Origin of the sequence: Brytella acorum, assembly GCF_029309905.1 — a bacterium.
GTDB lineage: Bacteria > Pseudomonadota > Alphaproteobacteria > Acetobacterales > Acetobacteraceae > Brytella > Brytella acorum.
In genome coordinates, this window is sequence record NZ_JARBJP010000001.1 from 582,204 (window position 1) to 595,403 (window position 13,200).

12 protein-coding genes and 1 pseudogene are annotated in these 13,200 nt (G+C 62.5%); 10 read left to right on the plus strand and 3 right to left on the minus strand.

The window, feature by feature from the left end; genetic code table 11:
- Position 1 precedes the first annotated feature (1 nt).
- Entirely contained in the window at positions 2 to 1,162 is a 1,161-nt protein-coding gene (locus PWM43_RS02570; protein WP_289840991.1) for a sensor histidine kinase, read from the plus strand.
- 23 nt (positions 1,163 to 1,185) lie between these two features.
- On the opposite strand, the gene PWM43_RS02575 is transcribed toward PWM43_RS02570, so the two are convergent.
- A complete protein-coding gene (locus PWM43_RS02575) occupies positions 1,186 to 2,568 on the minus strand; it encodes an NAD-dependent succinate-semialdehyde dehydrogenase (RefSeq protein ID WP_289840992.1) in 1,383 nt (460 codons plus the stop codon).
- Between the two features lie 48 nt (positions 2,569 to 2,616).
- Positions 2,617 to 3,102: a hypothetical protein gene (locus tag PWM43_RS02580; RefSeq protein ID WP_289840993.1), complete on the minus strand. Its 486-nt coding sequence runs from the start codon at positions 3,100 to 3,102 to the stop codon at positions 2,617 to 2,619.
- 241 nt (positions 3,103 to 3,343) lie between these two features.
- On the opposite strand from PWM43_RS02580, the gene PWM43_RS02585 reads away from it, so the two are divergent.
- Positions 3,344 to 4,189 carry an EcsC family protein gene (locus PWM43_RS02585; protein ID WP_394356012.1) on the plus strand — a complete coding sequence of 282 codons (846 nt, stop codon included), beginning with the start codon at positions 3,344 to 3,346 and terminating at the stop codon, positions 4,187 to 4,189.
- A 7-nt stretch (positions 4,190 to 4,196) separates the two neighbouring features.
- Here PWM43_RS02585 and PWM43_RS02590 read toward each other — a convergent pair whose 3' ends face one another.
- Entirely contained in the window at positions 4,197 to 4,361 is a 165-nt protein-coding gene (locus PWM43_RS02590) for a hypothetical protein (protein ID WP_289840994.1), read from the minus strand.
- A 66-nt stretch (positions 4,362 to 4,427) separates the two neighbouring features.
- Between PWM43_RS02590 and aat the strand changes: the two genes are divergently transcribed.
- From aat to PWM43_RS02630, 8 genes and pseudogenes are all read left to right on the plus strand, one after another.
- Positions 4,428 to 5,087 carry a leucyl/phenylalanyl-tRNA--protein transferase gene (gene aat / locus PWM43_RS02595; protein WP_289840995.1) on the plus strand — a complete coding sequence of 220 codons (660 nt, stop codon included), beginning with the start codon at positions 4,428 to 4,430 and terminating at the stop codon, positions 5,085 to 5,087.
- A gap of 11 nt (positions 5,088 to 5,098) precedes the next feature.
- On the plus strand, positions 5,099 to 5,731 hold the full coding sequence (locus PWM43_RS02600; RefSeq protein WP_289840996.1) for a hypothetical protein: 633 nt from the start codon (positions 5,099 to 5,101) through the stop codon (positions 5,729 to 5,731).
- Positions 5,728 to 6,360, plus strand: a complete 633-nt coding sequence (locus PWM43_RS02605; protein ID WP_289840997.1) for a hypothetical protein — start codon at positions 5,728 to 5,730, stop codon at positions 6,358 to 6,360. Before PWM43_RS02600 ends, PWM43_RS02605 begins: the two co-directional genes overlap by 4 nt.
- Positions 6,361 to 6,497: 137 nt before the next feature.
- A complete protein-coding gene (locus PWM43_RS02610) occupies positions 6,498 to 6,860 on the plus strand; it encodes a hypothetical protein (protein WP_289840998.1) in 363 nt (120 codons plus the stop codon).
- A 112-nt stretch (positions 6,861 to 6,972) separates the two neighbouring features.
- Positions 6,973 to 7,434: a thioredoxin-dependent thiol peroxidase gene (bcp, locus tag PWM43_RS02615; protein WP_289840999.1), complete on the plus strand. Its 462-nt coding sequence runs from the start codon at positions 6,973 to 6,975 to the stop codon at positions 7,432 to 7,434.
- 84 nt (positions 7,435 to 7,518) lie between these two features.
- Positions 7,519 to 10,686, plus strand: a complete 3,168-nt coding sequence (locus PWM43_RS02620) for an AsmA-like C-terminal region-containing protein (protein WP_289841000.1) — start codon at positions 7,519 to 7,521, stop codon at positions 10,684 to 10,686.
- A 79-nt stretch (positions 10,687 to 10,765) separates the two neighbouring features.
- Complete coding sequence (locus PWM43_RS02625; protein WP_289841001.1) at positions 10,766 to 12,166, plus strand: replication-associated recombination protein A; 1,401 nt, start codon at positions 10,766 to 10,768, stop codon at positions 12,164 to 12,166.
- A pseudogene (locus PWM43_RS02630) lies at positions 12,163 to 13,149 on the plus strand (RluA family pseudouridine synthase); the annotation flags it as partial. The gene PWM43_RS02625 and the pseudogene PWM43_RS02630, both read left to right, overlap by 4 nt.
- Positions 13,150 to 13,200 lie beyond the last annotated feature (51 nt).

Below are 13,200 nucleotides of genomic sequence, written 5' to 3' on the forward strand. Positions count from 1 at the left end.
CTTGCACACGCTCCTGGACATCGCGCTCGTTGCCGGGAGCTTCGTTATCGGCTGGGCGGTCCGTGCGTGGCGAGGGCAGAAGGGCCATGAAAAGAAATTTCTGACGACGTCGCTCGTTGAGGATGGGCGCACGGTGGCTGCGTCTCCCATGCTGCCATCTGCCCTTGTGGAACTGATCCCGGTTCCCATCGTGCTGCTCGACATGGAAGGTCATCTTCGGCATGTCAACCGGACAGCGAAAGGGCTGTTTGGCGATTCGATCAACGCCGTGGTCCGGCATCCGGCCGCGCAGGCCGTGCTTGCGGGACTTCCACGCGAAATGATCGAGACGACCCTCCTGGAACTCGATGTTCCGGTGCGCCGCGTTGTGCGGGCTTCGTTCCGGCGGTGGGAAAAGTCAATGCGTGCTGTCGGGTGGGATTTTGACGGCGTGGTGATGGTCCTCGCCGATCATACGGAGGCCGCCGTCGTAGACCGTATCCGTACGGATTTCGTCGCGCATGCGAGTCATGAGCTGCGGACGCCTCTGGCGTCTCTGACGGGTTTCATCGAAACGCTCCAGGGACCGGCGGCGAACGACCCGGCGGCCCAACAGCAGTTTCTTGCCATCATGGCGGGTCAGGCGGCCCGTATGCAGCGTCTGATCGACAGGCTTCTCTATCTCTCGCGCGTCCAGAGGCTGGAACACACCCGCCCGCAGCAGATGGTGTCAGCCGGTGACATAACCGATCGGGTTCTCGAAGAAACCTGCGTCATGATGCGGAACGCCGATGCGAGCCTCACCGTCGAAGCACCGGAAGACGATATTTTTTTCCCGGCCGATGAGGACCAGATCGTGCAGGTTCTCCTGAATCTCACGGAAAATGCCGTGAAATATGGTGGCTCTGGCGTCGCGATCACGCTCTCGGCGCAGCCTTCGAAGCGGGGAGGTGTCGTGTTTGCGGTCGTGGATGATGGAGAAGGGATTGAGCCCGACCATATTCCAAGGCTCACCGAGCGGTTCTACCGTGTCGAGAAGCGAGGGAAAGTGAGCCCCGAGGGCACCGGCCTTGGCCTGTCCATCGTCAAGCACGTGGTCGATCGTCATGGAGGGCGTCTGACGATCGACAGCGCGCCCGGTCGGGGGACGCGCTGTTCGGTCTGGTTTCCGCCCGCCGCCTGAGGCGATATCTTCAGGAAGCGTCTTCAGGCGTGCCAGACCGTCTTGACGTTCATGAACTCATACAGACCCCACTCCGTCAGTTCCCGTCCAAATCCGCTTTCCTTGATGCCACCGATCGGCAGGTGAGGATCGGAGGCGGAAATACGGTTGATGAAAACGCCGCCCGCTTCGATCCGCCTCGCCAGCCGGGTGGCCTGGTCTTCATCCCGTGTCCAGAGGCTGGCGCATAGACCGTAACGACTGTCATTGGCCAGCTCGATGGCATGATCGGCATTGCGAGCGCTGATGATCGAAGCGACCGGACCGAAAAGCTCGTCCGTGAAGGGAGTCATCCCCTGCGTAATATTCCCAAGTACTGTCGGCTGGTACCAGGCGCCAGGCCGATTGAGGGGAAAGCCTCCCGCAAGCAGGGTGGCGCCCTCGCTCAGGGCGTGCTCGACCTGTCTGTGCAGGGTGTCCCGAAGGTCGATACGGGCCATCGGTCCGATGAAACAGCCTTCGTCCATCGGATCCCGCGGTTCAAGGTCTTTCACGGCCGCCACGAAATCTCTGGTGAACCGGTCTCGCACGCTGTCTTCGACAATGATTCGCTTGGCGGCGATACAGACCTGACCACAGTTGCTGAAACGAGATGAAACCGCCGCTTTGACCGTGACATCGAGATCAGCGTCCGCCAGCACGATGAAAGGATCGGCGCCCCCGAGTTCGAGGACCGATTTCTTGATGTTGCGTCCTGCCAGTTGTGCAAGGGCCTGACCGGCGCGCACGCTCCCGGTCACGCTGACGCCTACGATCCGCGTATCAGCAAGGGCTGTGGCGCATTGTTCTTTCGTGAGGTTGGCGACAGCGAAAGCGCGGGAAAAACCAGTCTTTTCCGCGAGTTTCTGAAGAAGGGCACCGCAGCCCATCGTATTTTCAGCGGGTTTGACGAGAAAGAAATTTCCGCCTGTGGTGATCGGCACGGCTGCGCGGAGGATCTGCCAGTAGGGGAAGTTCCAGGGCATCACGCCGAGAACGACACCGAGAGGCTCGTAAGCGAGATGAGCCTTGCCCGATGGGACCGGCACGGGTCTGTCGGCCAGAAGCTGCGGCGCGCGCTCGACATACCAGTCGATCACGGCGGCGCATTTGTCGATTTCTCCTCCGGCCGAGGCGATGGTCTTGCCCATCTCAAGCGTGGCTTCGCGCGCAAGGGCGTCGCGTTCCGTGCGCAGACCATCCGCAAAGCGACGCAGGATCTCCAGTCGCTCGGCCAACGGGGTCGCGCGCCATGCAATAAACCGAGTATGCGAGTCGGCGAGCAATTCCTTGAGATCGCCGTCGGGCACAAACGGGTGGAACGCGAAGGTCTCGCCAGTGGCCGGATTGACGCTTGAGGTGCCGTTCCGTTCGATCTGCGGGTTCATGATATCGTGCCTCTTTGATTTCCGGGCTGCGGCGGCGAAAGAAAGCCCTCAGGGATGGCCTGGATCAGCCTGCTCATTCAGATCCGTCACGCCATTTCCCGGCGCGCCCATATAAGTATGGTAAACACCGTTCGTATATGAAGGTCTCACAGGCGCGTTAAATTTGACCGGAATCCCAAAGATGGAAAAATGCGAGGGGGCGTCATTGGGGATATTCGTGGACTGGTGTGCCTCATTGCCCGGCAGATCGGGATTCTCGCGACGACGCACGACGTTGCTGTAGGAGTAAAGGCTCGTTGTCGTATCGTCGATCGTCGTGTAGCCGTCCGGGGGCGGCGGGGCGCCGCCGTCAGGCAGCGCGACCATCTGGGCCGGTGTAAGCGGTTTTCTGGCGTCACCCGACGCCGCTGACGGTGCGTTGCTCGGTGCTGCGAGAGCCGAAGGCGCACTGATGGCCAGAACCATTGCAACGGCCAGCATGCCAGGACGTTTCTGTCCTGAACACATGCGCGGAACTGTGGGAATGAGGCTCATGGGGCGTCTCCTCTTCGATTGCCGGACACGCACTCCATATTGGCGAAGGAGGCGGCAGCCCGTCCTGAATTGTGAGCTTAGGGCTCCAAATATGATGGCACGAACTGTCTTTAAAACCACCCTGCGCGATAACAGGTGCGCTTCTGACATGAAGCTGTCGATGCACTTGCCATGCAAATGCCCGTGAGTCAGACACTTGACGCAAGACTGGCCGTCTCATGAACAGAAGGACGAGAATACCATGTCATCCAAGAACGAGTCGTCTGCTTCGACGACGGGCACGCTGACCAGCGCGATTTCTCCGCTCATGCTGGATAGCGAATCGCTTTCCCAGCTTCAGGCCGTGCTCGCGCAGGTTGAGCAGGGGCGCGGCGTACTCGTGCGTCTGGCCGATCTGATGGGCGGAGCGGTGGGGCAGGCAGCAAAAGTCGGCCTCAAGAGCATCGGGCTTGCACCGGGTATCCAGATGAAACTTCAGGGGCTCGCCGAAGCGGCGATCTCGCGCGCATTCGACGTTGCGATTCTGGGCGTGAGGTCCTCCGCGCCGACGGAGAAATCGCCCTGGCGCGACCATGCGAGCCAGGCCGCCGTGGTCGTTTCGGGGGCTCTGGGAGGATTTGGCGGTCTGATTGGTCTCGGTCCGGATGTGAGTTTCACGACCCTGACGATCATGCGGGAGATCGCCCGAATTGCTCAGGAAGAGGGTGAGGATCTGTCAGACGAGGACACGCGTCGGGCCTGTCTTGAGGTTTTCGCGCTACGGAGTTTTCCTCTCGGGCGAGTCGGAGAAGAGAGTGAGCTTGGCTTCTTTTCCGCGCGTGCCCTGCTGAGGGGACGTCCCGTGGTCATGCTGATCGCCGAGGTCGCCTCGCATTACGGCATCGGCCTGTCACGTAAATTTGCGCTCCAGATGATGCCGGTGGCGGGAGCGTTATGTGGGGCATCGCTCAACGCGGCGTTTCTGGCGCATTACAGGGCGCTCGCCCGAGCCCATTTCACGATCCGTCGACTGGAGCGCCAGCATGGTCCGATGGTGCGCGAAACGGCCTCGCATATGCGTGAACACCCGGCATCCGCCGAGGTTTGAGAATGGGTCAGTCGGAAAAACGCCGACTGACCAGATCATAGAGACCGCCGATCACGAGGCAGATCGAGAAGATGGCGACCAGCGTGAACGACAGTCCCCGCATGTGTGGAGCGACGACTGCCAGCAGGGCTGAGAGCAGGATTGTGATCGCATAAAGAAAACTAACGGGCATATTGGTGATGTCCTGCCTTGACGAGATGAATTGCTACCATGTGAGTCATCGCGGGGGAATGCGCGAATGGAACTGACGCCCGATCTCCTGATTCGTGCCTATCGTGCCGGGATTTTTCCGATGGCGCCCGATCGTGATAGTGCGGAGATCGACTGGTACCGTCCTGAAATGCGTGGCGTTATCCCGCTTGAGGCATTCCATCTTCCACGAAGGCTGGAGCGGGTCGTTCTGGCCGGTCGGCTGAGGGTCTCCTCTGACGAGGCGTTCGAAGATGTGATGGATGGCTGCGCGGAGGCTGGTCCGGGGCGGGAGACGACCTGGATCAGTGGATCGATTCGGGGGGCTTACAAGGCGCTGCAAACCCAGGGACATGCGCATTCCGTCGAGGTGTGGGACGGCGACAGCCTTGTCGGCGGCTTGTATGGCGTCTCGCTCGGAGGAGCGTTTTTCGGCGAAAGCATGTTCAGTCGACAGGCGAACACGTCCAAAATCGCGCTTGTTCATCTCGTCGCGGGATTGCGACAGGCGGGTTTCATGCTGCTGGATACGCAATGGGCAACGGCTCATCTGGCGCAGTTCGGCGCGGTGGAGATTGATGCTTTGTCATATGATCGCTTGCTCCGACGGGCGGTCGCGTTGAATGTAGGGTGGCGCGGTGACGTCGCGCTGCAGGCGCTTGCTCAGGAGATCCGCTCCATGCGCGAGACGCCGGTCGAGGGATCGTAAGGAGACACGAAATGCGCAACGCGTACGCGATTTTCGCCGTTCTGGGCCTGTCTTCGGGCCTGTTTGCGGCAGCGCGGGCCGATACGGCTCTCCATCCGCCGCTGGCACCCACCCGCGATGCGACGGTCAACTACATCACGCAGATGAAAGGGAAAGCGGACAGTCAGAAAGTGACGGTATCCTTTTCCAGGAACGGTGACCGGATGAGAAGCGAGCCGAATGACGGGTCGGCGGCGATCATTCTGGACCGGCCGGCGCAGCTTGTGACGATGGTCGTCACCAAGCCGAAGATATACATGCAGTTCAAGCCCGCCGGGGGGCTGAGCAGCCCGTTTCTTCTGTCTCTGGCGATGCACTTCACGCCGGAGGGGGACGACGTCGTCGCGGGGACGCCCTGTCACAAATGGGCGATTGCATCCGACAAGGGGCATGGCAACGCCTGTGTGACGGATGACGGCATTATCCTGAGCGAAGATGGCGTCGATGCGGATGGTCAGGAGGGAAAACTCGTCGCCCAGAAGATCGATTACGCGCCCATCGACCCCGCGATTTTCCAGCCTCCCGCCGGTTATGAGCAGATCAGGGGCAAGATGCCCCTGCCGCATGGCAATCATGCCGTCGGAGCCGCCGTCACTCATCCATGAGCCGTTCTTCAGCCAGGCCGCTTGCGAAGCTCGCGATCACAGTTCTTGTGATGACCACCGCCATGATCGCGGGACATCCTGATCGCGCCCATGCGGAGGCCTCGGCGCCCTTCGTGACACCGGCCCAGGACACGGACATTCGCTACGAGGTCACCAACCCGGCAGGGGCGGCGATGCATCAGCGGATGCGCTGGCAGGTGGCGAATCTGCGTCAGCGTCTTGAGCCGGGAGACGGCGAGGGTGCGGACCAGACGCCCACGGCTTACGTGGTGACAAATTATAAAACCGGACAGGCCGCCATGGTCGATCCCGCCCACCACATGGTTTTGGACGGGGCTGTCCCTCTGGAGGATTTCGCGCCGCCAGGGACCCCTGCGAAGGGGAACTGGAAGAAAGGCGGCCCTGAAGTCATCGCGGGACTGGCATGCACGGATTGGAGTGGCCGGGATCTCAACGGCCAGGAAACCGCCTTCTGCTACACGCCCGACGGCGTACTGCTCGGTTCGAGTCGGGACGGGAAGCCCCTTGTCCGGGCGCTGAGCGTTCGTCATGAAGCCGTGCCGGACGCGGTTTTCATAATTCCGGCAGGTTTCAGGCATGTATCGCAGCCCCGGGGGGCGGCGCCGTAACGCCCAACAGGACAGGCCCCGTCTCAATTCGGGCGGGTTTGCGGCGAGGCTCTCCTGATTCTGGACATGATGCGCGAGGAAAATCATCATGTTGCGGCTCTTCCTGAGTCGCAGAGCCCTATCGAATGGAGGCTTTCATGCGTCGCTTCATCGGCAAGAGCCTGTTGATTCTTCCCCTTGCGGGTCTTCTGACCGTGACGTCTGTCGCGCATGCCTATGGTTATCACGGCTATCCGCCGCGCGAGTGGCATGATCGCTGGCATGGCGGATATCACCGGGGGCCGGGGGGCGCGATCATTGGCGGCCTGATTGGCATGGCGATCGGTGCGGGGATGGTCGGCATGGCCCGGCCCGCCTATGCCTATGCGCCACCGCCGGTGGTTTACGGTCCGCCACCGCCACCGCCCGTGGTCTACGCGCCGCCGCCGGTCGCCTATGCCCCGCCGGTCGTGGTTTACCAGCGTCCAACCGTAGTCTATCCGTCATACCCGGTTTATTAACCTTCACAGGTGGCTGCTGCGGTGTCGCATGGCCGTCCCGCAATAGACCGGGTCCACATCAAACAGGGCCCGCAATAGATAGGGCCCACAATAGATAGGGCAGGAGCGCAGGATGATCGCAGTCGGTGACAAGGCTCCCTCTTTCCATCTTGCGGCTTCCCGGGATAGGGTCGTCGATAGTGGTGATCTCGCGGGCAGGCCTTACCTGCTCTATTTTTATCCCAAAGCGGATACGCCAGGATGCACGACGCAGGCCTGCGGCATCCAGGAAGCGCTGCCGCAGCTTGGCAAGCTTGGGCTCGTCGTTATCGGGGTCAGCCCGGACCCTGTCGCCCAAATCGACGCGTTCGCGGATAAATTCAATCTTGAATTTCCCCTCGCGAGCGACCCAGATCACGGGCTGGCCGACGCCTATGGAACATGGGTTGAGAAGAAGAACTACGGGCGGACGTATTTCGGTATGGAGCGCAGTTCTTTTCTCGTGGGTGCCGACGGAATCGTGAAGAACGTCTGGCGCAAGGTGAAACCCGAGGCTCACGCCGTTCTCGTCGCTGAAGCCGCGTCGAAACTCTGACCGGTCGGAGGTTCTGACCGGTTGTATCGCGACCCGTTCCAGCACATCTCCTGGCGAAGGTTCCGTCTCGGGGCGCTTCTCATATTGCTGCCCACCGCCGTGGTGCTGGTTCCGTCGACGGCGCTGCTGGTGCGCATCACGGTCGCACCGCTTGACGTCACGCGCATCGCTGCGCGCTGGACGCCGATCGCGATCGAGATGGGGATACGGCCCGGACATCCCGCGGGGCGCCTGACCTGGTCGAAAGTCTCGGTTCAATGGTTGCCCGGTCACAGGGGACGCAGCCTGCTCATCGCCGCCGAAGACCTGCGTATACTGCGCCAGGACGGAAGCGCCGCGCTTCAGGTCACGCATGCCCGGATGGCGCTGCCGATGGTGTCCTTGATGCGCGGGCGTCTCGCGCCGCGGGCGCTTGAAGCCCGAGGCGGTCATGTGGCCTTGCGGCGCTTTTCCGAAAACGACGTGGACCTGGATCTTCCGGGACATAGGCCGCCGCATGGGGACAAAAGCGCGTTCGTCGTCGATGAACTCCACAGGGCATTGGCGAGCGATATTGATGTGACCTACGCCTCTGGCGCCTCGGCCGGAGAGGCGCGGCTTCTCGTCCATGTGGACAAACTCGATGGCACGCGCGGAGAAGCCGCCCATAACAACCTGCTCTGGACCGGAGCGCTGAACGCCGTGGCGCGTGCGCCCGCGGGCGGGAGGATACGGCTGACAGGGGCAGCGCGGGCCGTCATGCTGAACGGTGTTTCCGGCGTCTCCTGGAATCTGGACACGACGCCCTGCGAGCCGACCGCTTTCGCAGCCTTTCTCCCGGTTCTGGACCGCTGGCATGCGCCGGTCACCTTCGCCGTGGAGGGTGTCGAGACGCAGGGTGCGAGGGGGGGCGTTCTGCGTCCGATCGACGGGCTGGCCATCAATCGCCTCTCCGCCGCTGTGACTCTGGGGGCCGGAACCATATCTCAGAGAGACGCGCCTCCCCTGATGGTCATGGGCGGAAAAGCGGCGCTGAACGTGACACCTACCGCTCCCGGAGCGCGGGCTGCGCGTGTGGTCCTCCGGCAGGCGGATCTGACCCTGACGTCTATGGCTGGCGTTCCGACGCGCTTTTCCGCTTCCGCCGAATTTCTGCTGTCGGATCTCGTGAAGCCGCGCAAAATCCATGCGATTGCGCATGCCGAAGGCACGGATTTCGAAGTTCAGGCTCTGAGCGCCATCTGGCCGGTCAATATCATGAAGGGCGCGCGGCGCTGGGCGACCCGGAACATCATTTCCGGTCATGGCCGAGGCCTGGCCGTCACATCCGTGCTCGAAAGTTCCAGCGGGTGGGACGGGCTCCAGCCGACCGCGATGTACGGCTCGCTGCATATCGATGATGGAACGCTGTACTGGCTTCGTCCCGTCAGACCGGCGGAGCATGTCTCGGCCGATCTCGGATTCGCCAGGCCGGATGTCCTGCGGGTCGAGGTGCATAAGGGCGAGCAGCGGGCCGACGATGCGCCCGACGCCCCGGCGCTGCGTCTCTCCAATGGGGAGATCCTGATCGATAACCTGTTCGGACGGGATCAGAACGGCACGTTTTCTCTCGATTTTGACGGAGATGTCGATGCCTATTTCCGTCTGCTGTCCGTGCCGCGTCTCCACCTCCTCTCGCGCACCGCCATGCCATTCGATCAAGCGTCCGGACCATTGCATGCGCGGGCGACGCTGAAGCTGCCTCTGGCCACGCATATCCGGGACGAGGATATCCGCGTTCAGGTCGCGGGCGCCTATCACGATATCTATCTGGGACATCTGGTCATCGGCCGCTCGGTGGATGGATTGAAAGGGACATTGCAGGCGACCGAGAGGGCGCTGGATGTTTCGGCTTCTGGATTGTTGAGCGGCGTGCCGACCACGGCGACCATGCATCAGGAATTCCACCACAACGCGCCGAACGACGTGATCGAGGACGTTCATGCCGTTGCGGACCTGGACCCGCAATCGGCCTTGAAGGCCCGTCTTGGACCCGAGGGGCTGTTCGACGGCCATGCGTCCCTGACGGCCCATCTGACCCGTCGCGCGAGCCGTCAGGCGGATCTCGACCTTTCTCTCGATATGCAGGATGCAAGTGTCGAATTGCCGGTCTGGCGGAAGGTCCGGGGTACGCCTGCGACGGCTGGCGCGCATATTCGCATGCAGGACAATCATATCGTGACCATCAGCGACATGAATGCGCGTGGTGTCGATCTTGATATGACCGGTCATGCTGTCGTCGCGCGAGGGAATGTCAGCGGCGTCGAACTCGACGGCTTCCATATCGGACGATCGTCAGGGGATGCCCGCATCATGCTGCCGGTTAAGGACGGCGCGCCTTTCCGTGTGAACGTGAATGCCTTCGCGCTCGATCTGACGCCCCTGTTCCAGCCGGGTCAGAAAGCTGGAGATGCGCCGCCGACCGCGCCGCCGCCCCCGAAGACGACGTCCGGTGCGGCATCGTCCTCATCGGGACCTCATTCCCAGTGGATTCTCGATCTTCGCACGCGTCAGCTCTTTTTTGGCCAGAACCGCGCGCTCGGCGATGTCACGGCGCATCTCGAAAACATCGACGGCAGTCTGCGGTTTGCGACCATCGATTGCGTCTATCCGTCGCGCACGAGGGTGCAGCTTCGACCACAGGGCAGGACCCGTCATCTCGTGATGACAGTACAGAATCTCGGCACGATGCTGGCGGGGACTTCCCTCTTCAACCGGATACGGGGCGGCAATGCGAGGCTCGAGGGCACGTTGGAAAATGCGACCGGGTCCGGGATGCCACCATTCGCGGGAAAGCTGACGATCGGCGCATTCGATTTCACGCGGCCACCGGACGCGGTGACGGCGGCCAGTCATCTGTCTCCGTTCGACTGGTCCAAGGCGGATTCCAAGCATTTCCAGGTCGAACACCTCGATTTCCCGCTTTCGATGCGGGATGGGAAAGTCTCGATACGGGACGGGCAACTCGGCAACGCTTCCCTGGGCGCAACGATCCACGGTTCGGTGGACCTCGATACGACGGGACTGGATCTTCAAGGTACGGTCGTGCCGATTTTCGCCGTAAACGCGCTGCCCGGACGGCTTCCTGGCGTAGGCAAGCTGTTCTCACCCGAAAAGGGCGGCGGATTTCTGGCGGCGACGTTCGCGATCGGAGGGGTTGCCGATAACCCGCTCGTTCATATCAACCCGTTCTCGGTTTTCCTGCCGGGCGTGATGCGCACGCTCGTGGAGTAGGACGCGTCTCGTTTTTGCTCGTTCGGGTGCCTATATAGTCGGCTCGACGCATTTTCAGGATACCGAACAGGAACACGGCATGCAGGACGACGCTTCCAGCGACCTTTTCGGTGCGGTATCGCCATCAACGTCCTCCGCGCGAAGACGTGAGGCGGGGGGGCAGCCTCATGTATCATTCGCTCTTGTCGAGGCACCGCTGACCCCGGCTTCGCGAACGCAGCCGCTGGCGGACCGCCTCCGGCCGCGCGTTCTGGAAGACGTCGTGGGGCAGGAGCACCTTCTCGGTCCGGATGGCACGCTTGCCCAGATGCTGGCCCGTCACACGCTGCCGAGCCTGATCCTCTGGGGCGGTCCGGGTTGCGGCAAAACCACGATCGCCCGACTCCTCGCCGCCAGAGCGGATCTGCGGTTCGAACAGATTTCGGCCGTTTTTTCCGGTGTAGCCGACCTCAAGCGGGTCTTCGAGAATGCCGCGCGGTTTCAGGCGGAAACCGGACGGGGCACGCTGCTTTTCGTGGATGAAATTCATCGTTTCAACCGCGCCCAGCAGGATGGCTTCCTGTCTTATGTGGAAAAGGGCACGGTGGTTCTGGTTGGAGCAACAACGGAAAATCCGTCTTTCGCCCTGAACGGCGCGCTGCTGTCGCGCTGTCAGGTGCTTGTCCTGCACAGGCTGGACGATGCCAGCCTCGAGGCTTTGGTCTGCCGGGCCGAAGGCGAGATTGGCCACAGGCTTCCTCTCGATGATGCGGCGCGCATGTCCCTGCGGGCCATGGCGGATGGGGACGGGCGCTATCTGCTGAACATGGTCGAGCAGCTTGCCGCGCTCGATCCGGATCGTGTTCTGACGCCGCAGGATCTGGCGAAGCTGCTGGCGCGCCGCGCGGTGCTTTACGACAAGGATAGGGAGGAGCATTACAATCTCATTTCCGCCCTGCATAAATCGCTCCGGGGCTCGGACCCCGATGCGGCGCTCTACTGGTTCGCCCGCATGCTGGAAGGGGGCGAAGATCCTCGCTACATCGCCCGTCGTCTGACCCGCTTCGCGGCGGAAGATGTCGGGATGGCCGACCCGACGGCGCTCCCTCTCGCGATCGCGGCCTGGGAAACCTACGAGCGGCTCGGCACGCCGGAAGGCGAACTGGCGATCGCGCAGCTGGTCGTTCATCTTGCGACCGCGCCGAAATCCAACGCCGTCTACAAGGCTTACGGCGCGGCGCGGCGTCTGGCGCGGGAGACCGGCAGCCTCGGACCGCCGCATCATATCCGCAATGCGCCCACCCGCCTCATGAAAGACCTCGGTTACGGTAAGGGTTATGAATACGACCATGACACGGAAGAGGCCTTTTCCGGTCAGAATTACTTTCCCGACGAAATGGCGCGCGTGAAGCTTTACAACCCGACGCCGCGCGGGAAAGAGGCCGAAATCCGGAAAATTCTGGACAGGCAGGCCGCGATGCGGGCAAGCCGTCGGCCATGAGTGTCCAGACCCGTATCATCACCGAGGATGAGGCCGATCTACGCCTCGACCGCTGGTTCCGTCGCCATTATCCCGCCCTCAACCAGAGCGCGCTTCAGAAGCTGTGTCGCACCGGCCAGGTCCGCGTCGACGGAAAGCGCGTCACCGGCGCCAGTCGTGTCGCGCCGGGGCAGTCCGTGCGCGTGCCGCCGCTGCCTGAAGCGCCCGTCAGCGCGACGCCCGCCGAACCGCCGCCGCTCGATCCGCAACTTGCCCGTGAGATCGAGCGCATGGTGCTCTATCGTGACGACAAGGTGATCGTCCTCGACAAACCCTCGGGCATCGCCACGCAGGGCGGTCCCGGCATCACCAAGCATATCGACATGATGCTCGACGGGTTGAAAGGGGACAGCGAATTCCGGCCGCGCCTCGTGCACCGTATCGATCGCGACACGTCGGGTATTCTGCTGGTCGCTCGGACCCCCGGCGTGGCGGCGAAACTCGCCGCTGCTTTCCGTGGACGCGACGTCAAAAAAACCTACTGGGCGGTTGTCGTGGGACGTCCCGTTCCTGGAGACGGCGTCATCGATCAGCCGCTGGCGCGTCTCGGCGCTGGAAACGGCGCGCTGGTGATCGCCGCGGATCGCGACGACGAGGACGCCGCGAGCGCGAAAACGGAATATGAGACGCTGGACGCGGCGGGGCGCAAGCTGACATGGCTCGGCCTTTCACCCCTGACGGGTCGCACGCATCAGCTTCGCGTGCATTGCGAAACGCTCGGCACGCCCATTCTGGGCGATCCGCGTTATGGCGGGAAGGCCGCCCATCCGGAAGGTTTCGTGGACCGGCTGCATCTCCATGCCCGCGCGCTCGACGTCCCCCATCCGGACGGTGGGCGGCTGTTCGTCGCGGCGCCACTGCCTTCGCATATGCGCCAGACATTCAAGGAGCTGGGGTTCACGGCCGGGGAGACGCCCAAGGCGAAGTATACGCCCGGGCCGCATCTGCCAGCGGAACAGGGGATGGATAAGTCCTCCGGTCGCGCGCCGTCGCAG